24 protein-coding genes are annotated in these 26,336 nt (G+C 61.0%); 6 read left to right on the forward strand and 18 right to left on the reverse strand.

Translation table 11 applies throughout. The annotated features are described in order from the left end of the window. Nucleotides 1–79 precede the first annotated feature (79 nt). The 3 genes from FBY12_RS01095 to FBY12_RS01105 all read right to left on the reverse strand — a co-directional run bounded on the left by FBY12_RS01095 (nt 80) and on the right by FBY12_RS01105 (nt 2,440). Nucleotides 80–595 (reverse strand): Hcp family type VI secretion system effector, encoded by a 516-nt coding sequence (locus tag FBY12_RS01095; protein ID WP_121733973.1) that lies wholly within the window; start codon nt 593–595, stop codon nt 80–82. A 311-nt stretch (nt 596–906) separates the two neighbouring features. Then, entirely contained in the window at nt 907–1,212 is a 306-nt protein-coding gene (locus tag FBY12_RS01100; protein ID WP_121733972.1) for a helix-turn-helix transcriptional regulator, read from the reverse strand. 97 nt (nt 1,213–1,309) lie between these two features. Further along, the gene (locus FBY12_RS01105) at nt 1,310–2,440 is read right to left on the reverse strand and encodes an alkene reductase (protein ID WP_145250258.1); all 1,131 of its coding nucleotides are present in this window, start codon (nt 2,438–2,440) and stop codon (nt 1,310–1,312) included. Nucleotides 2,441–2,693: 253 nt separating this feature from the next. Between FBY12_RS01105 and FBY12_RS01110 the strand changes: the two genes are divergently transcribed. Next, nucleotides 2,694–3,374, forward strand: a complete 681-nt coding sequence (locus FBY12_RS01110; RefSeq protein WP_145250260.1) for a type 1 glutamine amidotransferase domain-containing protein — start codon at nt 2,694–2,696, stop codon at nt 3,372–3,374. 157 nt (nt 3,375–3,531) lie between these two features. Here the strand turns inward: FBY12_RS01110 and FBY12_RS01115 are convergent, their stop codons facing one another. The 6 genes from FBY12_RS01115 to FBY12_RS01140 form a co-directional block, all read right to left on the reverse strand. Next, nucleotides 3,532–4,920 (reverse strand): VOC family protein, encoded by a 1,389-nt coding sequence (locus FBY12_RS01115; RefSeq protein ID WP_145250262.1) that lies wholly within the window; start codon nt 4,918–4,920, stop codon nt 3,532–3,534. A gap of 88 nt (nt 4,921–5,008) precedes the next feature. Continuing rightward, nucleotides 5,009–6,229 (reverse strand): glycolate oxidase subunit GlcF, encoded by a 1,221-nt coding sequence (gene glcF, locus FBY12_RS01120; RefSeq protein ID WP_145250264.1) that lies wholly within the window; start codon nt 6,227–6,229, stop codon nt 5,009–5,011. A 1-nt stretch (nt 6,230) separates the two neighbouring features. Continuing rightward, entirely contained in the window at nt 6,231–7,280 is a 1,050-nt protein-coding gene (glcE, locus tag FBY12_RS01125) for a glycolate oxidase subunit GlcE (protein ID WP_145250267.1), read from the reverse strand. Continuing rightward, nucleotides 7,280–8,779, reverse strand: a complete 1,500-nt coding sequence (gene glcD, locus FBY12_RS01130) for a glycolate oxidase subunit GlcD (RefSeq protein ID WP_145250270.1) — start codon at nt 8,777–8,779, stop codon at nt 7,280–7,282. Before glcD ends, glcE begins: the two co-directional genes overlap by 1 nt. A 218-nt stretch (nt 8,780–8,997) precedes the next feature. Continuing rightward, nucleotides 8,998–9,924, reverse strand: a complete 927-nt coding sequence (locus FBY12_RS01135) for an alpha/beta fold hydrolase (RefSeq protein ID WP_145250273.1) — start codon at nt 9,922–9,924, stop codon at nt 8,998–9,000. A 21-nt stretch (nt 9,925–9,945) separates the two neighbouring features. Then, nucleotides 9,946–11,400, reverse strand: a complete 1,455-nt coding sequence (locus FBY12_RS01140) for an NAD(P)/FAD-dependent oxidoreductase (RefSeq protein WP_145250276.1) — start codon at nt 11,398–11,400, stop codon at nt 9,946–9,948. A gap of 334 nt (nt 11,401–11,734) precedes the next feature. Between FBY12_RS01140 and FBY12_RS01145 the strand changes: the two genes are divergently transcribed. Further along, nucleotides 11,735–12,808 carry a diguanylate cyclase gene (locus tag FBY12_RS01145; RefSeq protein ID WP_145250279.1) on the forward strand — a complete coding sequence of 358 codons (1,074 nt, stop codon included), beginning with the start codon at nt 11,735–11,737 and terminating at the stop codon, nt 12,806–12,808. 112 nt (nt 12,809–12,920) lie between these two features. Beyond that, nucleotides 12,921–14,162: a M20/M25/M40 family metallo-hydrolase gene (locus FBY12_RS01150; RefSeq protein WP_145250281.1), complete on the forward strand. Its 1,242-nt coding sequence runs from the start codon at nt 12,921–12,923 to the stop codon at nt 14,160–14,162. Nucleotides 14,163–14,237: 75 nt separating this feature from the next. Here the strand turns inward: FBY12_RS01150 and FBY12_RS01155 are convergent, their stop codons facing one another. The 8 genes from FBY12_RS01155 to FBY12_RS01195 all read right to left on the reverse strand — a co-directional run bounded on the left by FBY12_RS01155 (nt 14,238) and on the right by FBY12_RS01195 (nt 22,716). Further along, nucleotides 14,238–15,107, reverse strand: a complete 870-nt coding sequence (locus FBY12_RS01155) for an oxaloacetate decarboxylase (protein WP_101207186.1) — start codon at nt 15,105–15,107, stop codon at nt 14,238–14,240. A gap of 349 nt (nt 15,108–15,456) precedes the next feature. Then, nucleotides 15,457–16,491, reverse strand: a complete 1,035-nt coding sequence (gene astA, locus FBY12_RS01165; protein ID WP_121733961.1) for an arginine N-succinyltransferase — start codon at nt 16,489–16,491, stop codon at nt 15,457–15,459. A gap of 61 nt (nt 16,492–16,552) precedes the next feature. Further along, the gene (locus tag FBY12_RS01170; RefSeq protein WP_145250287.1) at nt 16,553–17,569 is read right to left on the reverse strand and encodes an arginine N-succinyltransferase; all 1,017 of its coding nucleotides are present in this window, start codon (nt 17,567–17,569) and stop codon (nt 16,553–16,555) included. Nucleotides 17,570–17,689: 120 nt separating this feature from the next. After that, nucleotides 17,690–19,039, reverse strand: a complete 1,350-nt coding sequence (locus FBY12_RS01175) for an APC family permease (RefSeq protein ID WP_145250290.1) — start codon at nt 19,037–19,039, stop codon at nt 17,690–17,692. A 111-nt stretch (nt 19,040–19,150) separates the two neighbouring features. Continuing rightward, entirely contained in the window at nt 19,151–19,903 is a 753-nt protein-coding gene (locus FBY12_RS01180) for an N-formylglutamate amidohydrolase (RefSeq protein ID WP_145250293.1), read from the reverse strand. Beyond that, nucleotides 19,887–21,218, reverse strand: a complete 1,332-nt coding sequence (locus tag FBY12_RS01185) for a glutamine synthetase family protein (protein ID WP_145250296.1) — start codon at nt 21,216–21,218, stop codon at nt 19,887–19,889. Before FBY12_RS01185 ends, FBY12_RS01180 begins: the two co-directional genes overlap by 17 nt. Continuing rightward, nucleotides 21,215–21,859, reverse strand: a complete 645-nt coding sequence (locus FBY12_RS01190; RefSeq protein WP_145250299.1) for an isochorismatase family cysteine hydrolase — start codon at nt 21,857–21,859, stop codon at nt 21,215–21,217. The genes FBY12_RS01185 and FBY12_RS01190 overlap by 4 nt, the downstream gene beginning before the upstream one ends. Nucleotides 21,860–21,861: 2 nt before the next feature. After that, a complete protein-coding gene (locus FBY12_RS01195) occupies nt 21,862–22,716 on the reverse strand; it encodes a MurR/RpiR family transcriptional regulator (protein WP_121733957.1) in 855 nt (284 codons plus the stop codon). 317 nt (nt 22,717–23,033) lie between these two features. On the opposite strand from FBY12_RS01195, the gene FBY12_RS01200 reads away from it, so the two are divergent. Together FBY12_RS01200 and cobF are read left to right on the forward strand one after the other, a co-directional pair. Then, the gene (locus FBY12_RS01200) at nt 23,034–23,606 is read left to right on the forward strand and encodes a histidine phosphatase family protein (protein WP_145250302.1); all 573 of its coding nucleotides are present in this window, start codon (nt 23,034–23,036) and stop codon (nt 23,604–23,606) included. Beyond that, complete coding sequence (cobF, locus tag FBY12_RS01205) at nt 23,606–24,361, forward strand: precorrin-6A synthase (deacetylating) (RefSeq protein ID WP_145250305.1); 756 nt, start codon at nt 23,606–23,608, stop codon at nt 24,359–24,361. Before FBY12_RS01200 ends, cobF begins: the two co-directional genes overlap by 1 nt. Nucleotides 24,362–24,470: 109 nt before the next feature. On the opposite strand, the gene ftrA is transcribed toward cobF, so the two are convergent. Beyond that, the gene (ftrA, locus tag FBY12_RS01210; RefSeq protein ID WP_145250308.1) at nt 24,471–25,445 is read right to left on the reverse strand and encodes a transcriptional regulator FtrA; all 975 of its coding nucleotides are present in this window, start codon (nt 25,443–25,445) and stop codon (nt 24,471–24,473) included. 101 nt (nt 25,446–25,546) lie between these two features. On the opposite strand from ftrA, the gene FBY12_RS01215 reads away from it, so the two are divergent. Then, complete coding sequence (locus tag FBY12_RS01215; protein ID WP_145250310.1) at nt 25,547–25,972, forward strand: rhodanese-like domain-containing protein; 426 nt, start codon at nt 25,547–25,549, stop codon at nt 25,970–25,972. Nucleotides 25,973–26,336 lie beyond the last annotated feature (364 nt).

Genomic DNA, 26,336 nt, shown 5'->3' on the forward strand with positions numbered 1-26,336 from the left:
CAACGGACGCGAAATTCTGGAGGGGCGTAAACAACATCGACCAGCAGAGCTGGCCGATGCTTGAAGCGGTCAGCCGCGATTAAGCGACTGGCTGACGCCAGTCATCGGAACCCGAAGTACCGGATACTTCGTGGGTCCAGGTGATTTTGCGGTAGGTGAACTGTACTTCTTCCAGGTGCGTGAAGTGCGAGTTCGACGGATCCTGGCAGTTGTGCATTTTGTTGTTTATGGCGACGATGATCGCGTCTTCCAGTTTGGTGGTGTAGTAGTGCTCTTGGGTCCCTTGGGCCGAAGTGCGGTACCACTGGATAACGATTTCGCTCATGCGCTCGCCGGAAGTCAGAGCCGCTTGCAGCAGTGGCGAAGATTTGTCGTAGACCTTGGTGATCACGACTGGCTTGTGAACGCGCTGACCAGTTGGTTGGCCGGACTGCGGGTCACGCGGGATGAGGACGTCGTGGCTGAAAGCCTGAACCATGACCTGGTCTTCGTGACCTTCCTGGTAGGTGTTGCCAACCGAATCGGCAGTGAAAGCGCCGGCGGTGATCAGACCTTGTTTTTCGCCAGTGACGGACATGTACGCTGGTGTAGCCATGGAGGTGCTCCTTGCTAAAAATTTAGGGTGCCCGGGAGGCGATATCGCCCGGTGGGTGCCTGACTGTTATCAAGGTCCGTGCCAGAAACTTTCGTGGCCAGTGAAACCAGGGGTTTGCGGCGGCCCAGATGGCTATTTCGCAGATTTCGCAAAGAGCTAATCCGGTAAAGTGCGCAACTTCTTGCGCAACACTGCGCAACTTCTTGCGCACTCCGCTGCAGGCCCGGACAGGGCGGTCGCTCAGCGCCATTGACGGCTGATTCGACAACACAAGTGCGCAACTTCTTGCGCATCAAGGCCATGCGCCATCATCAAAGGCTGGCGCCGATCTGCTCGACAAACTGCGCGATGGTCTTTTCGTTGCGACGGTAATACGTCCACGGCCCGAGTCGCTGCGAGGTCACCAGATCGGCGCGTTGCAGCGCCGTCAGGTACAGCGACACGGTGGACTGCGACAGGCCGACCTTTTCCTGAATGATGCTGACGCACACGCCGATTTCTTCCGGGTCGCGTTCCTGAGACGGGAAGTGCACACGCGGATCCTTCAGCCATTGCATGATTTGCAGGCGTGTGGGGTTGGAAAGGGCTTTGATGATGTCGTTCAGATCAAGAGTCATGGTCGAGCCTGGCGCCTGTTTGCTGCGTCGAAATAAGCCGAAACCTTACGGCCGGCAGACCGCTGCCGAGATTCCACGGCGCGATCTGCGGCGCAGTTTACAGGCTCGGCTGGTAACGCGGGTAATCGCTGTAGCCGACGGCAGTTCCGCCATACAGGCTGGACGCGTCCAGTTCGTTGAGCGGCCATTGATTGAGCAGGCGCGCCGGCAGGTCCGGGTTGGCGATGAACCAGCGGCCGAAACCGATCAGATCGCCCCAGTCATTGTCCAGAACCTTGTCGGCACGCGCGCTCGAATACTTGCCCGCGTACATCAGCAGCCCGCTGAACGCCTCGCGCACAGCCACGCGGAAGGTCGTCGGCAACTCCGGCGCGTTGTCCCAGTCGGCTTCGGCCAACGACACGTAAGCGATGCCGATCTGCTCCATCAACTTCACCGCTTCGAGGTAAGTTTCGTGCGGGTTTTCTTCGACGAGACCGAGGTACACGCGGGCTTCGTCAGTGCTGGCGAACAGCGGTGCAAACCGCACGCCGACACGATCCTCGCCGACCACCGCCGCGACGGCTTCGGTGATTTCACGCAGAAAGCGCAGGCGATTGCTCAGCGAGCCGCCGTATTCGTCGGTGCGCTGGTTGCTGTGCTCGGAGATAAATTGATTCACCAGGTAACCGTTGGCGCAATGCAGCTCGACTCCGTCAAAACCGGCGGCCAAAGCATTGCGTGCGCCTTGGGCGTAAAGCTCCACCAGTTCCTTGACTTGCGCGGTACTCAGCGCTTGCGGCACAGACGGTTCGGCCAGTGCGCCGGTGCCCGGGCCGGTTTCGATAAACACGCTGACCGCCGTTGCCGGGATCGCTGATGGCCCGACCGGCGCCGCGCCACCCGGTTGCAGCGAGGTGTGCGAGACCCGGCCGACATGCCACAACTGCGCAAATATCGGTTTGCCCTCGGCGTGCACCGCCTCGGTCACCAGTTTCCAGCCTTCGATTTGTTCCTGACTGTGGATGCCCGGCGTCCAGGCATAGCCCTGACCGCGCGGTTCGATCTGAATGCCTTCGGTGATCAGCAGGCCGGCGCTGCTGCGCTGGCGATAGTATTCGGCCATCAAGGCGTTGGGAATGTTGCCCGGTTGGCTGCTGCGCGAACGCGTCAGCGGGGGCAGCACCAAGCGGTTCTGCAGGGTGAACGGGCCGAGGCGAATAGGTGTGAAAAGCGTGGAGCCGGTCATCGGTAAAGTCCTGTAAAGCGGAATGAGTGCGTTCGTGCGCCGTCAGCGGCGGGCTGAGCAGGGTGCGCTGTGAACGCCTTTATAGGAGTATCACGATATTGCGATATTTCAATATCTAAATTTAAAACTGTTGCGTATGATCCGGAATCACTGGCCCGCGCCGAGTGAAACGAACTGCCCGGCGCGGCAGTCAATGACTCTGTACCTGAACGCCGTTGGCGTCTGAACATTCCTGAAATCAAGTGAGCACGACATGAAAATCCTGATGGTTCTAACGTCCCACGATCAATTGGGAAATACCGGCAAGAAGACTGGCTTCTGGCTGGAAGAGTTCGCCGCGCCGTATTACACGTTCAAAGACGTCGGCGCGCAGTTGACCCTGGCCTCGCCGAAGGGTGGCCAACCGCCGCTGGACCCGAAAAGCGACGAGCCGGACGCGCAAACCGCCGCCACCGAGCGCTTTCGCAAGGATTCAGCAGCACAGTCCGCATTGGCTTCCACCGTGGTGCTGAGCAGCGTCAAGGCTGAAGATTTCGACGCCGTGTTCTATCCGGGCGGCCATGGTCCGCTGTGGGATCTGGCTGAAGATCAGCACTCGATCACGCTGATCGAAGCGCTTTACCAGGCCGGTAAACCTGTCGCCACCGTGTGCCATGCACCGGGTGTGTTGCGCCACGTCAAAGACGCGGACGGTCAACCGTTGGTAAAAGGCAAACGTGTGACGGGCTTCAGCAATAGCGAAGAAGAGGCGGTGCAGTTGACCGATGTCGTGCCGTTTCTGGTTGAGGATGAGCTCAAAGCCAAGGGCGGTATTTATTCGAAGGGCGAGGATTGGGCAAGCTACGTGACCACCGACGGGTTGCTGCTGAGCGGGCAGAACCCGGCTTCATCGGAAGCGACGGCAGAAGCGTTGCTGGCGAAACTGGCCAGCTGAGCAACACCATTCCCGTCGCCAACACCGTCCTGTAGCAGCTGGCGCAGCCTGCGTTCGGCTGCGAAGCAGTCGTTTATTCAACCGCCGCAATTCGACTGAAACATCGCGTGCAGAGATTGACGACGGCTGCGCCGCCGAACGCAGGCTGCGCCAGCTGCTACAGGGGTTGGGTGCTGGAGGATCTGGCGTAGCACTGATCAATCGAGCGCTGTTGGGTCTCGGCGTACAGCTCCAACTCATTAATGGTCTTGCGCCCCAACGCCTGCTCGAACGCTCGCTGATTGGAATGCTCGCCATAATGCGTTTGCGCCGCGTCCCCGAGGTTCGACTGGAAAATCCCCGCCGCACTCACCGGCAAAAAGTCCTCGTACACCAGCGGCTCGGCCCGCACCAGACCTTGATCCAGCAAGTCCTGCAGTGCCCCGCTCAATCCTTCCATCGCCAAGCCTTTTTCCGTCACGAAGTAGCGAAAGTACGCCAGTTCCTGTCGGCGCATGCCGTCGAGCGTGTCAGGGAATTCGCCAAAGTGCCGGGCCATCAATTCGTTGTAGCGGTCGGAGTTGGCTTCATTCGGAAAGTCCTTCAATTCATCACGTGCCGCATTTAGCAGCCGGTCGTACAGTGCGCGGCCCTTGGGCGTGAGCGCCGCGCCGCGTTGTTCGATTTCGCCGAAACGCGCACTGTGGCTGCCGCGCGCGTTGTCCTGATCGGTGAAGGCGATCGGCTCATCCAGCGCTTTGAAACTGGTCTGGCGCAGCAGGATCGGACACTGGCGGCGCGGCGGGCCTTCGATCACGGCTTTGGGCGTGATGCCATGCGCAGGCATTTGCGCCTGGACCATGTCGATGTCCAACGTGCGCGGGGTCAGGTGATTGATGTGCGGGCCTTTGAACGCCACGACATCGGCGATCAAACGATGCTGGGCGCTGAGTTGCTGATATTGCGCGGCAGTCACGGTGGCGCTGTGATGCCAGCGAAACGTCTCCAGCGCCTGCTCGACAAATTGCCACGCCTGTTTGTCGCTGAGCCCACCTTGGGTTTCGGCCAGTTCGATCAATTGCAGCGCGGTCGGGGTGAAAATCGAACGTTGCGCCAGCACCGATTCGGCGAACGCGCGCAGTTCGAGATCTTCGATCAATTCCAGGCGCAACAAAGAGGTGAACACCCGAAACGGGCTGACCTGCAACGCCGCTTCGTGTACCGCACGAAACGCCGTCGAATGCACCGGCACGCCCGCCGGCGTCAGGTCGTAATAACCCACCGGTTGCATGCCCATCACCGCGAACAAACGGGCGAGGGTGGCGAGTTCGGCAGCGCTGCCGACGCGAATTGCGCCGTGACGCTCCAGGTCCAGACGCTGAATCTCGCCGGTGCTTTCGAGCTGCCGGGCGACCTGCGGATCACTCGCCAAAACCTCACGGTTGGTCTGTTCCACCAATGCCATCAGCGCGCCGTACAACGGCACTTCTTCGCGGTACATGTCGGACATCGCTTTGGAAAAGCGCTGGCGGATCAGGTCGGGGCTGACGAAGCTCGGCTGGCTCATGAAAAGTGTTTCCTGGCGTAAGACTGATCGGATGAGGGGCAAGATCGCAGCCTTCAGCTACGCCGACAAACGAAGAATCCTACGAACTTCATTCTCCCAGCGACTGGTCCACCAGTTCGATCCAGTGCCGGACCGGCGTGCGCGCGGCGCTGGCGAGGTGGCTCTGGCAGCCGATGTTGGCGGTCACGATCAGATCCGGGCGAGCACTTTCCAGCGCGTTGAGTTTGTTGTCGCGCAGTTGCCGGGCCAGTTCCGGTTGGGTCAATGAATAAGTGCCGGCCGAGCCGCAACACAAATGACTGTCCGGCACCGCGGTGAGGTTGAAACCCAAGCGGCTGAGCAGCGCTTCCACCGCGCCGCCGAGTTTTTGCGCGTGCTGCAAAGTGCAGGGGCAATGGAAAGCAATGCGCTGAGCGGTTGCCGAGCAGACGCGCTCCAGCGGTGCCTCGGCCAGCACTTGCACCAAATCCAGTGCCAGCGCGCTGACCCGCTGCGCTTTGGCGGCATACGCCGGATCGTGTTCAAGCAGATGCGCGTAATCCTTGATGAACGCGCCGCAGCCGCTGGCGGTTTGCACGATGGCTTCGGCGCCGCTTTCCAGGTGCGGCCACCACGCATCAATGTTGTGGCGAGCGCGGTCGAGGCCTTTGGTTTGCGCGTCGAGGTGATAATCCAGCGCGCCGCAGCAACCGGCCTCGGGCGCTGCAATCACGCTGATTCCTACGCGGTCGAGCACCCGCGCCGCCGCTGCGTTGGTGTTCGGCGACAAACCCGGTTGCACGCAACCTTCGAGCAGCAACACCCGGCGCGCATGCCGAATGGCGGGGCGTGTGCCGGTCACTGGCAGATCGTGCGGCAACTTCGCTTCGACATTGCGTGGCAATAAAGGACGAAACGTCGCGCCGATCCGCAGCAGCGATTTGAACAGGTTCGGATTCGGCGCCAGCGCCCGCAAACCTTCGCGCAGCAGGCGTTGACCGGGCGTGCGCGGCACCGCTTGGTCGACCACGGCGCGGCCAATGTCATACAAATTGTGATAATCGACGCCGGACGGGCAGGTGGTTTCGCAGTTGCGGCATGACAGGCAACGGTCCAGGTGCAATTGGGTTTTGGCGGTGGCAGGCGCGCCTTCGAGCACTTGCTTGATCAGGTAGATGCGCCCGCGCGGGCCGTCGAGCTCGTCGCCGAGCAGTTGATACGTCGGGCACGTGGCGTTGCAGAACCCGCAATGCACGCAGGTGCGGAGGATTTTTTCCGCTTCGGCGGCCCGTGGCAGTTTGCGCGATTGTTCGCTGAGGGTGGTTTGCATGCTAGAACTCCGCGTACATCCGGCCAGGGTTGAACAGCCCTTGCGGGTCGAGTTGCGCCTTGAGTTGTCGGTGATAACGCAGCAACGCCGGGGCCAGTGGCTGGAACGGTGTGTGACTGGCGCCGTGGCTGAAACAGGTCGCGTGGCCGCCGAGTTCGTGGGCCAGCGCTTGAATATTGTCGGCATCGGATTTCAACCAGCGTTGCGCGCCGGCCCAGTCGATCAACTGTTCGCCGGGCAGCGTCAACGGCCCGAGATTGTTCGGCAAGGACAAGCGCCACAGCGGCAAAGCCTCGTCAAAAAAAGCCAGGCGTTGTTCGTTCAACTGCGCCCAATAACCTGAGTCCAGCGGCTCGCCGCCGAGGCGTTGATGGGCCGCCGTCACCGAGCCTTCGCCACCCTCCAGGCGCAGATGCAACCGTTGGCCATCGTGGCTGGCGGCGCTGATCGGCAGCGGTTGCTGGCCCCATTCGGCAAGTTTGATCAGGGCGCGGGCGCTATCGATTTCCAGGCTGATGCTCAGGCATTGCCGCGGTTTGGGCAGCACTTTGAGCGAAACTTCGGTCAGTACGCCGAGGCAACCGTAACTGCCCACGAGCAAGCGCGACAGGTCATAACCGGCGACGTTTTTCATCACTTCGCCGCCAAAGCGCAGGTGTTTGCCGAGGCCGGTAATCACCCGCGTGCCGAGGACAAAGTCGCGTACCGAGCCTGACCACGGGCGCCGTGGGCCGGAGAGCCCGGCGCCGATCATCCCGCCGACCGTGGCGCCGTCGCCGAATGACGGCGGCTCGCACGGGAGCATTTGCCCCTTGGCGTCGAGCGCGGCCAGCAGTTCGCTCAGCGGCGTGCCGGCGCGCACGCTGACCACCAATTCCGTCGGGTCGTAGCTGACGATGCCGCGATGGGCGCGGGTGTCGAGCACTTCGCCGGTCACCTCGCGTCCGAGAAACGCCTTGCTGTTGCTGGCCTGAATGCGCAGCGGCGTGGCGTTGTCGCGGGCCTGATTGACCTGCGCGAGCAGCGCTTCGCTGGCATCGAAATCGTTCATCAGAAACGCTCCAGCTCAGGAAACGGCAGTTGCCCGGCGTGAATGTGCATCGCGCCGAATTCCGCGCAGCGGTGCAGGGTCGGGATATTTTTGCCGGGGTTGAGCAGGCCTTGTGCATCGAACGCGGCTTTGACCGCATGAAACAAGGTCAACTCGTCGCTGTTGAACTGCGCGCACATCTGATTGATTTTCTCGCGGCCGACCCCGTGTTCGCCGGTGATGCTGCCGCCGACCTTCACGCACAGTTCGAGGATTTGCCCGCCCAGCGCTTCGGCGCGCATCAGTTCGCCGGGCTGGTTGGCGTCGAACAGGATCAGCGGGTGCATGTTGCCGTCGCCGGCGTGGAAGACGTTGGCAACGCGCAAACCGTATTCGACGCCGAGACGGGCGATGCCCTCAAGTACGCCGGGCAATTCGCGGCGCGGAATCGTACCGTCCATGCAGTAATAATCCGGCGACAAGCGACCGATCGCCGGGAACGCATTTTTGCGTCCGGCCCAGAAGCGTACCCGTTCCGCCTCGTCCTGCGCCTGGCGAACTTCGCTGGCGCCGGCCTGTTGCATGACTTCGCGCACGCGTTGGCAATCGTCGTGAACATCGGCTTCGACGCCGTCCAGTTCACACAACAAAATCGCTTCGGCGTCTACCGGGTAACCGGCGTGGATGAAATCTTCGGCGGCGCGAATCGCCAGGTTGTCCATCATTTCCAGCCCGCCGGGGATGATTCCTGCGGCAATAATGTCGGCGACCGCGCGGCCAGCCTTTTCCACGGAATCGAAACTCGCCAGCAAGACCTTGGCGACCTGCGGTTTGGGCAGCAGTTTGACCGTGACTTCGGTGATGATCCCGAGCAAGCCTTCCGAGCCGGTGAACAGCGCCAGCAGGTCGAAGCCCGGTGAGTCGAGCGCTTCAGAACCCAGCGTCAGGCGTTCGCCCTCGACCGTGAGCACTTCGAGTTTCAGCAGGTTGTGCACAGTCAAACCGTATTTGAGGCAGTGCACGCCGCCAGCGTTTTCGGCGACGTTACCGCCGATGGAACAGGCGATTTGCGACGATGGGTCCGGCGCGTAATACAGACCGAACGGCGCGGCAGCCTGGGAGATTGCCAGGTTGCGCACGCCGGGCTGGACCCGTGCGGTGCGTGCTGCGGGGTCGATGTGCAGGATATTGTTGAAGCGCGCCATCACCAGCAGCAGGCCTTTTTCCAGCGGCAAAGCACCGCCGGACAACCCGGTCCCGCCGCCGCGCGCGACCACCGGCACGTGTTGCGCGTGGCAGATTTCGAGGATTTTTTGCACTTGCTCCAGACGCCGGGGCAGGGCGACCAGCATTGGCGTGGTGCGATACGCGGAGAGGCCATCGCATTCGTAAGGCTTGAGTTCTTCTTCGCGCCAGAGCAGGTCGAGGTCGGGGATCTGCTGGTTGAGCTGATTGCGCACAGCAGTTTTGTCGACGTTTGGCAGGACACCGTCGATACGCTCGTCGTAAAGAATGTTCATCGCAATGCCCCTTCCAGAAAGCCCTCTCAAGCCGCTGCCAAAGCTGCTTCTGCTCTACGCAACACCCGCCGCAATCCGCTTTTGCTCCATGTAGCAGCTGCCGAAGGCTGCGTTCGTCTGCGCAGCAGACGCCAAATCCTTGCCCACCTGAAATAGGGCATTTACCCATTTACGACTGCTGCGCAGCCGAACGCAGCCTCCGGCAGCTGCTACAGGGGCTACGCGCCCGGTTTCAGAAATTCTTGATACAACCGCGCCGCGCGCACCGGTTGCTCGACCATCGGCATATGGCCGATGCCTTCCCAGATATCGACGCGCAAATTGTCGATGCCCTTGCTCCACACCGCGACGCTGCTGACGTCGATCAGCCGATCCTTGCGTCCCCACAACAACAACGCCGGGCATTTGATGTCGGCAAGTTTCGGCTCCATCGGCGGGCTGGCGCGAAAATCCTCGAATATTTCCGCGAGTTCCTCACGATTCTGCTCGTAGCGCTGGGCGACCGCGTCGAGCACCACGCCGGGCACCCACGGCGGGTTGGCCATGGTCATCGCGTAGAACTGCTGGAATTCCTCCCTGGAATTGATCAAAAACGGATTGTGGCCCTTGGCCAATTGGCGCTCCAGGTCGCTGATTTCCGGCGCGGTCACGCCGGCCGGGTCGATCAGCGCCACCGAGGCGATGCGCTCGGGGTAGGTGGCCGCGAGCCACGCTGCGATGTAGCCGCCCATGGAATTGCCGATCACGTGGACTTTCTCGACCCCGCAGACATCGAGCAACTGGATCATGCGTTTCGCCTGCAGCGCGATGTCGTAGCCGCCGCCAGCCTTGAACCCGGTTTCGCCATGGCCGGCGAGGTCGGGGATGATCACCCGGTAATCGCCGACAAAGTGCCGGGCAAAACGCAGCCACAAATTCTTGTCGGCGCTGTAGCCGTGCAGCATCAGCACGGCGCTCGTCGCTTCGTAAGGCCCGCCCTGCCAGGTCGAAACGGTCATTTCGCTGATCGGCACGACAATCTTGTGCAGCCGATACAACTTGGCCTCCAGGGCCATGCTCAGGTCATACAGCCAATGGCCGATGGCCGGGTAACTCAACCAGCTCCAGGCTGCAAACACCGCAATCGCGACTACCAACACAAGCATCAGGCGCTTCCTTTTACGTGATCAGGACAGAATGTGGTCAGCGGGTTTCAGCGTTCGGGTCAAACGGTGATAGCTGAAACTGAAGCCCGGAAACATGGCGATCACATGACCGCTCTTGCTTTGATACCAACTGTTGCAGCCACCGGACTTCCACACCGTGCGTTCCATTTCCCGGTGGATCATTTCAGTGTAGGTACGTTCTGCTGCGGGGCGCACTTCAATGCTGCGCAGACCCTGTTCTTTTAGTGCGCGAATGCAACCGAGGATGTAATTCATCTGCGATTCGATGATGAACAGCGCCGAGGTATGGCCGATGCCGGTGTTGGGTCCGGTGACGATAAACAGGTTGGGAAAGTCCGGCAGGCTGGTGCCCAGATAGGCGCGCGGGTATTGCGCCCAGACGTCTTTGAGACGCGTGCCGTTTTTGCCGGTGACCGGGTAGGAAATCACTCCATCGGTGGCGTCGTAACCGGTCGACCAGACGATCAGGTCGACATCAATGTGCTGGCCGTCGAGGGTATTGATTCCGCTTGCATCGAGTGCGGCGATGGCCTGTTCGCGGCTATGCAGCGTGACGTTCGGCCGGGCCAGCGCCGGATACAGCGTGCTCGAAACGATCACCCGCTTGCAGCCGATAGTGAAATCCGGGGTCAGTTTGCGCCGCAGTTCGGGGTCAGGCACTTGGCGTTTGAGAAAACGCAGCGCGTGTTTCTGCACCAGATGAATCGCCGGGCGGGAATATTTGAAGGCAATTACCCGGGTTTCGAATTGCCAGTAGATCATCCAGCGCAGCAGTTTGTAGGCCGGCTTCAGCCCCAGTAGCCAACGCTGAAAGCGCCCGAACCTGCGGTCGGCGCGCGGCAATACCCAGTGCGCCGAGCGCTGGAATACGTGCAGGTGTTCGACCTCGGGCGCAATCGCCGGAATGATCTGCGCGGCACTGGCGCCACTGCCGATGATCGCGACCCGTTTACCCCGGTAGTCGTAGGAATGATCCCAATGATTGGTGTGAAAGGTCTTGCCCTGGAAAAGATCCTGGCCAGCGAAGCGTGGGATAACCGGTTGGCTGAGCGGCCCCGTGGCGTTGATCAGGAACTGCGCGTAGAACGTGCCTTTGCTGCCGACGTGCACAGCCCAGCGTTTATTGGCGTCGTCCCATTCGATGGCTTCGACGTTGGCCTCGAGTTCGACCTTGTCGCGCAAACCGAATTGCTCCACCACATGCTCTGTGTAGCGCTGCAGTTCCGCTTGTTCGGCGAACATTTGCGTCCATGGATAAGGCGCGAAGGACAGCGAATACAGGGGCGAGGGCACGTCGACGGCGGCGCCGGGGTAGGTGTTCTGGCACCAAGTGCCGCCGAAAAAATCCCGCCGCTCCAGCAGGCGAAAATCGCTGATGCCTGCCTTGAGCAGATTCACCGCCGCGCATTGCCCGCCAAAACCGCTGCCGATGATCAACACCTGAAAGGTTTGCATGCGCCTCCTCGTTTATTGAACCCACCCAACATGTATAGCCTGCTTTTGTGGGAGCAAAGCTTGCTCGCGATAGCGGCGCCGCGGTTTTCCAGAAGTCCGCGTCATGTTTCTCAAGCAGGAGCGAGGCTTGCCCGCAAAAAACGAAAACGCGGTACATCAGACAAATCGCGTCAGCATTCTTCGCGGGCAAGCCTTGCTCCTACAGGGGGTTGCGGCGTAATCGGGGCCGGGGGATTCACCGCCAGCCGGTGATGGCTATTTGACGTTGCCCTGATAGACTGCCAGCACCCCCGCAAGCCCGGGTATCAGATTCCGTTCAGTGATCGAGGCCTTTATGGCAAAAACTGGAGGAAAGGGATTTTCGCTCGCCAAGCGTCTCTACACGTCGCGCACCTTGGGTCTGGCCCTGGGATTATTGTGCGTGAGCGCAGCGATGTACCCGCTCGATCCGGCGCCGTGGGTCTGGGCGCTGATGCTGCTCAACGGCTTGCTCTGGCCGTATTTGGCCTATCAATGGTCGCGCCGCTCTCCAGTTCCTTATCACGCCGAATACCGCAATTTGCTGGTCGACGCTTTTCTTGGCGGCTTCTGGGTCGCGGCCATGCAATTCAATCCGCTGCCCAGCGCCACCACCATCTCAATGATGGCGATGAACAACGTCGCCATCGGCGGCCTGCGTTTTCTGCTGGTCGGCAGCGTGGTACAGATCTTCGGCATGGGCGCCGGCATGCTGATGTTCACCCCGTTGTTCATCGCGCAAACCAGCCAATTACAGCTGTACGCCTGTTTGCCGTTGTTGTGCGTGTACCCGTTGGCGCTGGGTTGGATCTGCTTTCGCCAGGCCGACACTCTCGGCCGACACAAACGTGAACTGCTGGCGCTGAGCCGCACCGACAGCCTGACCGGCCTGCTCAATCACGGCGCCTGGAAGGATCAGCTCGAAGTCGAATTCCAGCGTTGCCATCGCACGCATCAGGGCGGGGCGATTGCGCTGATCGACATCGACCACTTCAAAACCATCAACGACACCTATGGCCATGTCGCCGGCGACATCGTCCTGCGGCAACTGAGCAAAATGCTCAAGCAAAACCTGCGCGCCACGGATGTTGCCGGGCGTTACGGCGGCGACGAGTTCTGCGTGATTCTGCCGGACCTGCCGCTGAGCAGCGCCGCGCTGGTCATGGATGCCTTGCGCGATCGTTTCGCCACCCTCGGCTACGAGCAGAGCCCGGCGTTGAAAGTCAGCCTGAGCATTGGCCTCGCTGCGTTCAACCCGGCGCACAGCGATGCGACGTTGTGGCTCAACGATGCCGATCAGGCGCTGTACGAAGCCAAAAGCACCGGGCGCAACCGGGTAATCTGCTGCGGCGACGGCAAGCCCCGCCGAGAGTTGCTCGATCCGGTCTGAGCGCAATACAGAGGTGTGTCGTTGCGAACGCTCGATGTCGCATCCGGTATAGAGCCGGGCGTCGCAGTGCGGTAGGGTTCGACGACCCCCGACACGAAACAAGGATCGATTCATGACCTTCAATCTCACTCGCTCCCCGCTAGCCACCAGCCTCGCGCTGACCTTCGCCCTCGGCGTTTTCGCCCCAGCAGCCCTCGCCGAACCACACAAACAAGTGCTCGCCGATTCCGAGCAGTACAAGGCCGAAGCGCTGAAGCTGCTGGAAAAACTGGTCAACATTGATTCCGGGTCCGGTTATGAACCGGGCCTGACCCAAGTCAGCGACATCGCCGTCGATGAGCTGAAAAAACTCGGCTTCAGCATCGAACGGGTGCCCAACACTCCGGATAAAAGCAGCCACGTGGTTGCTACGCTCAAAGGCACCGGCAAGGCGAAAATCCTCCTGATGGCGCACATGGACACGGTGTTCAAGGAAGGTTCGGCCGCCGAGCGTCCGTTCCACATCAAGGACGGTCGCGCCTACGGGCCGGGCGTGATGGACGACAAGGGCGGCATCGTTGCCGGGATCTACGCGCTGAAAGTCCTGAAAAACCTCGACTTCAAGGACTACGCGCAAATCACTTTCCTGCTCGATGCCAGCGAAGAATCCGGCTCGGACGTCGCCACCGACCTGATCAAGAAAACCGCCAAGGCCCACGACGTCACGCTCAATCTGGAACCCGGTCGCCCGGCCGATGGTTTGGTGGTGTGGCGCAAGGGCAGCGCCACTGCCGTCGTTGAAGTCAAGGGCAAAGCCGCCCACGCCGGGGTCGCGCCGGAGCTGGGGCGTAACGCCGCGATGGAAGCCGCGCACCAGATTCTGCAATTGGGCAAATTGGGCGACGAAGCGAAAAAAACCACGATCAACTTCACCGTGCTCAAGGCCGGCGACCGTACCAACGTGATCCCGGATCAGGCCACCGCCAAGGCCGATGTGCGCGCAGCGGTGCCGGAAGAGTTCGACCGGATCGAGAAGGATCTGGCGCGGGTGTCGAAGGACAAGTTGATCGCCGACACCGAAGTCACCACCACGCTGGAGCGCGGTTTGCCGCCGATGCCGCAAACGCCGGAGTCGGATCGGCTGATGGCCATTGCCCAGGGGATTTACGGCGAAATCGGCCGCAAGCTCACCGAAGAGGGCAGCGGTGGGGCGGCGGATGCGAGTCTCTCGGCAGGCGTTGGCACGCCGACGCTGGACGGCTTCGGGATTGTCGGCGGCAACATTCATACGCCGGAGGAATACGCCGAAGTCGAGAGCGTCGCGCCACGCATCTATCTGCTGTCGCGGATGATCATGGAATTGACCAAGCGCTAAACCCCGCCGTCATCGATCGTTCCCATGCTCTGCGCGGGAACGATCAGATGAGCGGTGTCGCGACTGGCGCCGTCATCACTCTTTAACGCGCATAAACTCTTCGGCGTAGCGAATGTATTCTTCTGGCTGCGTGTAGGTGTGGGTCAGTTCGGTTGCGCTCAGGTCCGAGGCCTGGGTGAAGATTTGGCGTTGTTCGCGCAGGCTGTCGTAAGTTGCCTTGATCGCCGCAAAATACGCACCGTGGCCGTCGATCGTCACCCGCACGCCCAGTTCCGCTAGGCGTTTGTCGTCGCGCAGCGCCGGGTTGCCGTAGGTCACCAGCATCAACGGCACGTTGAGGTTTTCGGCGATTTTTTCCAGTTGGTCGAAATCCTGCACGCCCACCATGCAAATGCCGTCGGCGCCGGCGTTCTGGTATTGCTGGGTGCGGTTGATGATTTCCTGGATCGGCAGAATCCCCGCGTTGGTGCGGGCGATGATCGCCATTTCCTTGTCGACCCGGGCTTCGAGGGCCGCGCGGATCTTGCCGACGCCTTCGGCAACCCCGATCAGATCGGTGGATTTACGGCCGAATTGCGCGGGCAGCAACGTGTCTTCGATGGTCAGCGCGGCGATGCCGGCGCGTTCCAGTTCAACGATGGTGCGCATCACATTGAGCGCGTTGCCGTAGCCGTGGTCGGCGTCGGCGATCACCGGCAATTGCGCGACGCGGCCGATGCGCGTGGCTTGTTCGGCGAATTCACTGAGGGTGATCAGGGCGAAATCGGGAGCGCCCAGTACCTGCAAAGAGGCGACCGAGCCGCCGAGAATGCCGACTTCAAAACCCAGGTCAGCGGCGATGCGCGCCGACATCGGGTCGAACACCGAGGCGGTGTGATAGCAGGTGTCGGAGGCCAGCAATTGGCGAAAGTTACGGCGCAAATCTTGATGGGAAAGCCTGGACATATAGTTCCACCACTGCATTGGAATGGAAGGGCTTGAACAAAACTGTCAACGCCGAAGGAACAAAAGGCTATCACGCGAGCGCGGCAAAGATGATGACGAATTTAAACTCGGGTGAAACGATACCGCTCTCGGCAGGGTTGGGCTTGCCTGGATTTCGCTCAGTTTGCCGAGCCCCTTGTAGCAGCTGCCGAAGGCTGCGTCCGAGTGCGCAGCGCTCGCAATTGGATAAACCTGCATAAACAAATTCACTCAGTCGAGTGAACAAAGTGTACCGGGTCGGTAATTTCAGGGCCGCTTCGCAGCCCGACGCAGGCTTCGCCAGCTGCTACAGGGGCGTATGGTGTTGCAGTCAGGCCGCCACAGCCTGCTGCTCCTGATTCGGCAACGGCACCGCGCGCACCGAGTTGCCCGGTTGCAGTTGCAGGCGTTTCGCGGTCAATCGATCGACGATCAGGCTGTTACCGACCAACCGTGCCTGGGCCGTAGTGATCCGGCAATTCTCCAGTCGTCGGTTGTGGATCAGCCACACCGGCGCCTGATCATCCGGCGTACCGATGCCGAGAATCAGCGGCTGACTGTCGCGCACCGTGCGGATCTTCGCCACCGGTGCCTCAATTACCGGTCCGCCGTCAAAAATGTCGATGTAGTCCTTATGCGCAAAACCTTCGGCGCTGAGAATTTTCAGCGCCGGTTGCGTGTTCGGGTGGGCCTGTCCAATCACCGCTTGCGCCTGTTCGGTCAGCAGGCAGGTGTACAGCGGCTGGCGCGGCATCAGTTCGGCGATAAAGGATTTGTTGCCGAGCCCCGACAATTGGTCGGCATAACTGAAATCCATCTGGAAAAAGTGCCGGCCCAGGCTGTCCCAGAACGGCGAGCGACCGTGCTCGTCGGCACTGCCGCGCAACTCGGCGATCATCTTTTCGCCGAACAACTGGCGGAATTCGGCGACAAACAGCAAGCGCCCGAGCGACAACAAACGCCCGTTATAACCCTGACGCTGATCCGGTCGCAGAAACAGCGAGCACAACTCCGATTGCCCGGTCATTTCGTTGTTGAGGAACAACGTCGGGATCTGCCGCTGAATGCCCAGGTCCGGCGACGAATTCACCGTCAGCCCGACCCGATAGTTGTACCAGGGCTCGCGAATGCCGACGGCGCCGGTCAGCGCACTGACCCCGACCACTTGCTGATCATCGTCCTCGAGCACGAACAGATAATCGGCGTCGGCGCGCTCGACTTGTTCGGCGAACGTGCGTTGCGACCAGCGCACCCGATGGCCGAGCCGTTCCTCGTTGGCCGGCAGGGTGGTGTACCCCGGGCCGGCCTGTTGCACCAGCGCCAACAAGGCGGGCAGGTCGGCGACGCTAACCGGGCGGACAATCATGATGCAGCTCCTTTTGCGCACGTGCTCGGGCGCTGTCGTTGGGCGCGGGGCCGGATGATGCTCACAGGGCGATCAGCCGGATCAGGCTGCCGTCGGTCACGTGCAACGCGGCGCACATCTCGGCGCTCAGACCCACCGTTTGCCCATCGTTGAATGCCAGTTCGGCGACAATCGCCCGATAGTCCCTGAGCGAATCATTGCTCAGCAGATAACTGCCACGCGCCTGGATAACCTCAACCTGCTGCACCCGCGCCGTGTGGCTGCGAGTGATCGAATTGATTGTTGAAGTGCGCGCGAACAGCGTCGGCCCGCCGTCGAACAGGTCGATGTAACTGTTGGTTTCGAAGCCTTCACGCTCAAGAATGTCGAACGCTTCCTGGCCATCGGGGTGAACCCGGCCAATGCATTCCTGGGCCGCTGGCGGCAGCATCGGCACGTAGATCGGGTAATGCGGCATCAATTCAGCGAGAAACGTCCGGCTCTGCAACCCGCACAGCCTTTCGGCCTCGACGTACGGCAGATCGAAAAAGTGTTTGCCCAAGGCATTCCAGAACGGCGACTGGCCTTGTTCATCGCTGTAACCAACGATTTCGGTAATCACCGCTTCGGAGAAGCGTGCCGCGTGCGCCGCGATAAACAGCAGTCGCGCGCGCGACAGCAATTCGGAAAACGGCGTGCGCACCAGCGCCGCGTCAATGTGAAAGCCGCGCAGCAAGGTGTGGCCGCTGAGGTCGTGGCACAACGACAGCGCGGGCACGCCGTGTTCGATGTTCAGTTCGCGCGAGGCGCTGGTGAAGTGGCGGTTGCGCAGGCTGTAGAACGGCTCGGCGAACCCGGCAGTGGCGAGGATTTCCGAGCACCCGGTCAGGCGCTCGGTGGCCAGGTCTTCGAGGACGAAGAAGTAGTTTTCCGGGCCATTGCTTTCAACGTCCCGGTTAAACGAATCGTTGGAATCGAGGATCTTTTCCCGCAAGCATTCGCTGTCGTCCGGCAGCGAGGTCACGCCCACCAGGCTGTCGCGGGCCAGTTGCTGCAACTGGGGCAGGTCGGTCAGTTCGACTGGACGTAAGACCAGCATGGATGCACTCCTGTATCAAAGGGTTCGACGGTGTTCCGCCGAACCTGACTATCACTGTCGGTTTCCACGCGTTAAAGCAGCGGTCGCCTGATTTGTTGTCAGACGCCGCCCTTTTTATTGTCAGACGTTGCTCGGGTCCGGCAGCGTTGTGCTGGCGCCCAGTTTGTTGAGGAAGAACAGATAGACCAGACCCAGCGCAATCCAGATCAAGCCAAGCTTCTGCGCATCAACGCCCATGTTGTACATGATGGCCGCGACGATGATGAAGCCGATCACCGGGCACAGCAGGTGACGAATCACCTGGCCGGATTTCTGCCGGCGCCAGTAGTAATTGATCACGGTCAGGTGCAGCAGCATGAACCCGCTCAGCGCGCCGAAGTTCACCAGCGAGGTCAGGGTGTCTACCGAATTGATGAACAAGTAGCAGATCACCAGCGACAGCACCGCCACCAGGTAAATGCTGATGTACGGCGTGTTGTGTTTCGGATGGACTTTGGCCAGCACCTTCGGCAGTTTGCCGTCGCGCGCCATGCCGAACAGCAGCCGCGACACCGCCGCTTGTGAAGTGATGGCGACCGCCACGCCCCAGGCCAGCGCGGTAGCCACGCCGGTCAGCGTTGCGAGCCAGCTGCCAGCGGCAATTTCGGCGATTTCATAAAACGCGGTGTCCGCCGAGGTGAAACCCATGCCCGCCGCGAGGTCGGTGGCGATCCAGGTTTGCACGACAAAAATCACGCCCATCACCACCAGCGTAATCAACGCCGCTTTGCCGACGCTGCGGCCGGGATCGCCCTTGATCTCTTCGGCGAGCGTGGAAATCGCATCGAAGCCAAGGAACGACAACACCGCAATCGACACGGCTTGCATCAGCAGGGCGAAGTTGAATGTTTGCGGGTTGTACAGCGGCGCCAAAGTCAGTTGGCCGTTGCCGCCACCGTTGTGCAGGGCGTTCCAGGCGTAGAACAGGAAAATCCCCAGCACCACCAGTTGCGCGAGCAGAAACACAATGTTCATCCGCGCGGTGAAAGTGATGCCGCGCAGGTTTACAAACGTTGCGCTGACCAGGAACGCGAGAATGAAGCCGACTTTCGGGATGTCCGGATACAGATGATTCAGCGCCATCGCCGCGTAGACGTACAGCAGCGGCGGGATCAGCAGGTAATCGAGCAGCATCAACCAACCGGCGATAAACCCGACGTGTTGATTCAAGCCGCGTTGCGCGTAGGAATACACCGAGCCGGCGATAGGAAAAGCCCGGGCCATGCTGCCGTAGCTGAGCGCGGTGAACAGCATCGCAACCATGCCGATGATGTACGCAAGCGGCACCATCCCCGGCGCCTCGGCGTTGACGTAGCCATACACACCAAACGGTGCGATCGGGATCATGAAGATCATCCCGTACACCACCAGGTCCGTGAGCGTCAGGCTACGTTTCAACTCCTGCTTGTAGCCGAATTCTTCTATTTCCATGAAGCGTTTCTCCTTATCAGTCGTTCGGACAACTTTTAGTTTTTATGCGGGCAGAGCTTTTTTTTATGTAGAGCTTTTTTACATAGAGCTTTGTGAACGTAGAGCTTTTTCCTACAGCAGCGGGGCCAGATATCCGGCCCAGCGATCAACGTTTTCCGGCGTGCGCAGCAGGTCGTTGCGGACCTCGATCAACAGCGCTTGCAAGCCGCGAGCATCGCCGTGCACCGGCACGGTCATGTCGCCCAACGGGTCGATTTTGTACGGCTGATTACCGGCGACTTTCAACGGATGACGGGCCAAGCCGTCGAGCACATTTTGCGCATATTGCCGCGCCTCGCCAAACAACACACCGGCCTCCAGCGGACGCTGCTGACCGTAATAAACCGGGGTGAAACTGTGAATCCCCACCACCCGCACCGGGCGACCTTGCGCCACGCGCTCATCGATCAGGGTTTGCAGGCGCGTGTGGAACGGCTTGAACAACATCTGCCGACGATGCTCGCGCGTCGCTTCGTCGAGTTGCTGGTTGCCCGGCACCTGGTAGATTTCGCTTTGCCCGGGAATGCTGTCCGGGGCGTGGCGCGGGCGGTTGAGGTCGATCAGCAAACGCGAATAATTCGCCGCCAGCAGGGTCGCGCCGAGGGTCTCCGACAAACGTTCGGCCAACGCCAGGGCGCCGATGTCCCAGGCAATGTGCTGGCGCGCGGCTTCGGCGTTCAGGCCCAGGTCATTCAGCGCCGGCGGAATAAACCGGCTGGCGTGTTCGCACACCAGAATCAGCGGGTGCTCGGAAGCTTCCCGGCTCAAGGTGTACGCGGGGCGGGTGTAAAGCCCCTGTTCAACGGATTCAGTACAGGCGCGCATAGTGCTCACAAAGTTCGGCGGGCGAGAGCTGTTCCGTCAGCGTCAATTCCTCGGTTTTCAGGGCGAAATAGGTGTCGAGCAAGGCCTGCGGCAAGGCTTCGATCAGCGCCTCGCTGTTGCGCAGGCAATCCAGCGCCTGGGCCAGCGAAGCGGGCAGGGCGACGATGCCGCGCGACTGGCGTTGTTCGTCATTCAAGGCATCGGGGATTTCATCGGTGACGGCGTTCAGCGCCAGGCGTTGCTCAATGCCCAGTCGCCCGGCGATCAGCAGCGCAGCCATTGCCAGATGCGGAGAGGCGGTGGCGTCCATCGCGCGAAATTCCAGGTTGTACTGCGCCGCGACCGGTTTACCGCCGAAGCTGACGGTCGGGCAAATCCGTAACGCCGCTTCCCGGTTGCGTTGGCCGAGGCAGGCGTACGACGCGCTCCAGTGATGTGGCTGCAATCGTTCATAAGACACCGGCGTCGGCGCGGTAAACGCACACAGTGCCGGCATGTAATGCAGAACGCCGGCAGCCCACTGCTCACCGAGCATCGACAAACCATTGCTGGTGCCGGCGTCGTATAGCAGCGGTTGCCCGGCCAGGTCCTGCAGGCTGATGTGCAAGTGCACGCCGTTGCAGACGGCATGTTCGGCGGTTTTCGGCGCGAAACTCAGGTCGAGGCCCATTTGCCGGGCGATCTCGCGGGTGATTTCACGCACATTGACCGCGCGGTCGGCGGCCGCAACGCCGAGGGTCGGGCGGCAGGTGATTTCGTATTGATGCTTGCCGTATTCCGGCAGGAACATTTCCGGTTCGACGCCGCCCGCGCGTAAAGCGCTGAGCAGCCAGCCGCCAAACTCGGCGCCCTGGCGCTGCGCTTCAAGGGAAAACGCCAGGTGTTCGGCAGTGCCGCTGTCGAGATTGAACTCGTGTTCGAACGCCGCGTTGACCTGCAAACCGAGTTCGGCGCGATAACGTTCCACTTCATTGCGCAGCAGCGTGCGCGGGCAAGCGCTCCACGGCCGGCCATCGGTTTCGCAAAGGTCGCCGTGGATGAAATCGAGCGCCGGGGCGTTGGCGTCCGGGCCATTGTTGACGGTCACCCGGCTGCCCAGATCTGGAATCAGCCGCAAATCACCGTAAGCGCCCCACGGGTTGCTCGAGGCGATCACGTCTTGCGGGGTCAGCGCACTGTTGGCCGGCACCCAGCCGCAACCGGCGGCTTGGTAATGGTCCAGCTCATCGCTGGGAAACGAACGGCCACGGGTCACGCCGATCAGGTCGGTGGTGACAATCGTGGTCATCGGCACCGGCAACAGATGCGCGCTCATGGCTGCATCTCCCGCAAACGGCGGAGCACGGTTTGCGTGTCGGTAATCCAGCAATAACCCTTGATCGCGTTGAGGCAGGCCTGATGGCGTTGCTCGGTATAGGTCGCGCAGGCGTCGGCGACCAGCGTCACCAGATAGCCACGGTCGGCGGCGTCGCGCACCGCCATGTCCACGCATTGGTCGGTGACGATGCCGGCGATGATCAGGTGCCGCGTTTCGAGATTGCGCAGCACATAGTCGATGTTGGTCGAGTTGAAGACGCCCGAAGAAGTCTTCGGCAGGACGATTTCGTTTTCCTGCGGCGTCAGTTGCTCAATCACCTGCGCCTGCGGGCTGCCCTTGGGCAAATGCATGTCCGAGAGTTTGTGGTCCAGCGAGCGGTCGCGGCCATCGGCGGTGAGGCTTTCGATCAAGGTGTGCAGAACGTTCTGCCGCGCGCCGCGAAAGGCTTCGAGCAAGCGTTGTTGATTGGGCACCACCTGCTGGCGCGTGCGGCTGAGGAAATATTCGGCGTCGGGCTCGTTGAGGTGCGGGTCGAACTGCGGTTCGAGCCAGGCGCGTTGCATGTCGACCAGCAACAGCGCGGTGTGGTCGGTGACAAACGGCACGTCGCGGGGCGAGCGGTGAGGGAGCGTCAACATCCTTATTTTTCCTCCAGCAAATGAGTATTGAAGTCGGAGCGCACGGCGTCGATGCCTTCGAGCCGATCGGCGAGGTCCGGGCTGCGCAAGGTCAGGCAGGCGATCAACGCCTCGATTTGCGCCAGTGCCGGGACCATGCTGTCGAACGCGGAAACCGATTCCACCGGCGCGCTGATGATCAGGTCGGCCATTTCACGCAGCGGCGAAGCATAGATGTCGGTAAACAGCACCACCCGCGCATAACGGTTTTTCGCCGCGCTGGCCACGCGCAAGGCCTGGGTCTGGTAACGCCGATAGTCGAACACCAGCACCACGTCCTGGCGCTGTACATCGAACAAACGGTCGGGTAGCTGGGCGTTGTCTTCCAGAGCAAAACAGCCGGGACGCAGCAGGCGCAGGTGATTGAGCAGGTAATTGGCGAGGAAACTGCTGAAACGCCCGCCGAAGCAATGCACTTGGTGGCGCACGTCGAGCAGCCATTCGAGCAGAATGCGCACGTCTTCAGGTTGGGTCAGGGCTTGGGTTTCGAGCAGCGAGCGGTGCGTCTCGGCCAGGTAATGGCTCCACGGATCGTCTTTTTGCAAATGAGCGCGCGGTTGCAGCAGGGCGCTGGGGGAGCGCAAGCGGTGGTCCATGTCGCTGAGCAGGGCGTCCTGGAATTCAGCGTAACCACCAAAACCGAGTTTTTTCACCAGCCGCACGATGGTCGGATCGCTGACACCGGCATGTTCGGCCAGACGCGACATCGGCCCCAACCCGTTACGCGGGTATTGGTCGAGCAAGGCGCGGATGACTTTGCGCTCCGACGGCGTCAATACGAGGCCGGGATCGGTGATCAAGTCTCTGAGAGGCGGCATCCGGGCTCCTGCTGGATGGGTGTGTCGGTTTTATTTCACAATTCGCCAAAACAGTATTTATGTAACTCACACTACATGTCTAGCGGTTTTTCACGAGAGGATATTTGTCGGTGAGATCGGGCGAAACGCCCGTGTCCTTTGGGCTAAGTAGATGTCGACAGCGCGTGTAGGACATTGACCATTGGCGTGTCAGACATGATCTATTTGGCTGCGGAATTTCCAGCAGGCTGTGTGTATTGCTGACACTTCTTGCGGCACAATCGCCCGACTGTTGGCGGCGTGTTGCCGTTCGGCTTTCCATCAAAGAGTAATCACCCGTGCAGGCGACCCGTTTGACCCTGATCTGCCACGCGCGAACCGTCGCACAGAAACTCGCGCGTTTTCCTGCGGACGAATCGGTGGAAATCGATTGGCAATCGGCGAAGTCTTGCCGTCGCGATGCATCCAACGTGGCGCCAATCCTGCTGTGCGGCCCCGAAGCCCGGACCCGGCAAACCGCCGAGCTGTTTGGCAACGATGCGCAAGTCGTCGAAGCCCTGCGCGATTGTGATTTCGGCCGTTGGCAGGGCCAGCGCCTCAGCGATTTGCAAAAGCATGAGCCCGAAGCACTGAACGCTTGGCTCGCCGACGCGGATTCGGCGCCGCACGGTGGCGAGTCGGTAAACCAACTCGGCGCACGTGTTGCGGCATGGCTGGCCACGCTGGAGGCGCAGCCGGGCCAGGTGATCGCGGTCACTCATCCTTACGTTATTCGCGCCGCACTGGCGCACGTGCTGCAAAGCCCGGCGAGCCACCTGATCGACGTCGAGCCGCTCTCGGCGCTCGAATTGCGTTTCACCGGGCGCTGGCGGCTACGCTTGACGGGCACTGCTTTCGAAGGAGCAATTTGATGAAAACCTTGCTGGTCATCGGCATTGGCGCCGGCAACCCGGACTACATAACTATGCAAGCGGTGAAAGCGCTGAACCGCGCCGACGTGTTTTTCCTCATGGACAAGGGCCAGAGCAAAGACAAGTTGATCGACCTGCGCCGCGAGATCTGCGAACGCTACATCACCGATCACGATTATCGTTTTGTCGAAGCCCACAGCCCCGAGCGCGAGCGCGGCGATGTTGACTACAAGACCAGCGTCGAGGCGCTGAACCTGGCCAAGCAAAACACCTTCGAACGACTGATCAACGAGGAAATGTCCGACGGCCAGTGCGGCGGTTTCCTGGTGTGGGGCGACCCGGCGTTGTACGACAGCACCGTGCGCATCCTGCAATCGATCCTCGACGCCGGGCGTTGCACCTTCGAGTTCGAAGTGATCCCCGGCATTACCAGCGTCCAGGCGTTGGCGGCGCAACACAAAGTGCCACTGAACCGCATTGGCCGCTCGATTGAAATCACCACCGGCCGGCGACTGGCGGCGGGGCAGGTGAGTGAGGCGGACAGCGTCGTGGTGATGCTCGATGCCGAAGATTCCTACCAGCACGTGGCGGATCCGGAGACGCAGATTTACTGGGGCGCCTACCTCGGCACGCCCGATGAAATCCTCATCTCGGGCAAGCTCAAAGACGTCGCGGCGCAGATTGAGCGGGTGCGCAAAGCCGCGCGGTTGGCGAATGGCTGGATCATGGATACGTATTTGCTGCGCAAGCTTTGAAACTTCAGGTGTCTGCGCGGGCCTGTTCGCGGGCAAGCCTCGCTCCTACACGGGAATACGCGGACTCTGTAGGAGCGAGCCTGCTCGCGATTGGTCCAGTAAAAGCACCTCAGGAAATCGCCGTGACCTCCCGCCCAAAGCGCTCCCGATACACCGATGGCGGCACCCCGACCACGCTGCGAAACGCCACCCGAAAACTTTCCACGGAACGGTAACCACAGCGTTCGGCGATCTGTTCGGTGTTGGCGTTGGTGCTTTCGAGCAGTTCCCGCGCCCGGGCCAGGCGTTGATGTTGCAGCCAGGTTTTCGGCGACAGGCCGCTGGCCTCGGTAAAACGCCGCAAGAAAGTGCGTTCGCTCATCGCGGCTTCACTGGCGAGGTCGCGCACCTCCAGCGGTTGGTGCAAACGCTCGCGCGCCCATTGCATGACTCGGGACAAATCGCTGCGCGGCGAAGCGCTGACCGGCGCCGGAATAAACTGCGCCTGACCACCGGTGCGTTGCGGCGACATCACCAGGCGTCGCGCCACCGAGTTGGCGACTTGCGTGCCAAAGTCGCGCGCCACCAAATGCAGACAAGCATCGATGCCCGCCGCGCTGCCGGCCGAAGTGATCAATTGGCCCGAATCGACATACAGCACGTCCGGGTCCACCAGAATGTTCGGAAAACGTTCCGCCAATTCGCCGGTGTAGCGCCAGTGAGTAGTGGCGCGATGACCGTCGAGCAGGCCAGTGGCGGCGAGCACAAACACCCCGGAACAGATCGACAGCAACCGCGCACCCCGCGCATGTGCCTGGCGCAACGCAACCAGCAACGCCTCTGGCACCGGCGCCTGGCGGTCGCGCCAACCGGGGACGATGATGGTGCGCGCGGTTTCAAGCAATGGCATGCCGCCGTCGGCCAGCACCTGGATTCCGCCCATGGCGCGCATCGGTCCGTCATCCACGGCAACGATCTGGTGCTGGTACCACGGGAAATCGAACTCCGGCCGGGTCAGGCCGAAGATCTCCACGGCGATGCCGAACTCGAATGTGCAGAGGCCGTCATAGGCCAGAATTGCGACCAATCCTGGGGTGTTGGGCATTTGGCGGAAACTTCCCGGTAAGTGTCTTGTGCGCCACTGTAGCGGCAAGTGTCTGGCAGATAAAGTTTGCCTACACCCACCGCTACTAAGGACTACACACCATGACCAGTCTGGTTCGCCAAATCCCCGCCGCCCCGTCCGCGATTGCCCTCATGCATTTCAGCAATCGTCTGACGTTTGAAACCGATTGTTCCGACGTCTACGGCAGCCAGGAGGCTGGCGAGGTGGATTTCGTGTTGGTGGATACGCGCGGGCCATCGGCCTACCAGCGCGGGCACGTGCCGGGGGCGATCAACATTCCGGGGCGATTGATAACCGCCCAGGCGCTGGCGGCTTATCCCGCGTCCACGTTGTTTGTGGTGTATTGCGCCGGCCCGCACTGCAACGGCGCAAACAAAGCCGCAGTCAAACTCGCGGCGCTGGGTTACCCGGTCAAGGAAATGATCGGCGGGGTTACCGGCTGGCTGGATGAAGGGTTTGCGCTAAGCGTTGACGCGGTTAGCGGGGCGATTGGCTGCGAATGCTGACCTGCCAATAAACCATAACCCTGTGGGAGCAAGGCTTGCCCGCGAAGAGGCCGTCAAATCCAACATCAATGTCGGCTGACCCACCGCCTTCGCGGGCAAGCCTTGCTCCCACAGAGGCTCGTCGTGTTCGACATTTATATTGGCTGACACACCGCCTTCGCGGGCAAGCCTTGCTCCTACAGGGGCTCGTCGTGTTCGACATTTTTGTTGGCTGACATAACGCTTTCGCGGGCAAGCCTCGCTCCTGCGGGTGTGCGGGTAATCCTGGTTTTTTCTATAAGTATTTGTCGCTTATAGATAGTTGGCTGGCCCAAAGCCACTCTAGACTGCCGCCACTTTCGATCTTCATCCATCGAAACTGCCA

The organism is Pseudomonas sp. SJZ131 (genome assembly GCF_007828705.1).
Classification (GTDB): Bacteria; Pseudomonadota; Gammaproteobacteria; order Pseudomonadales; family Pseudomonadaceae; genus Aquipseudomonas; species Aquipseudomonas prosekii.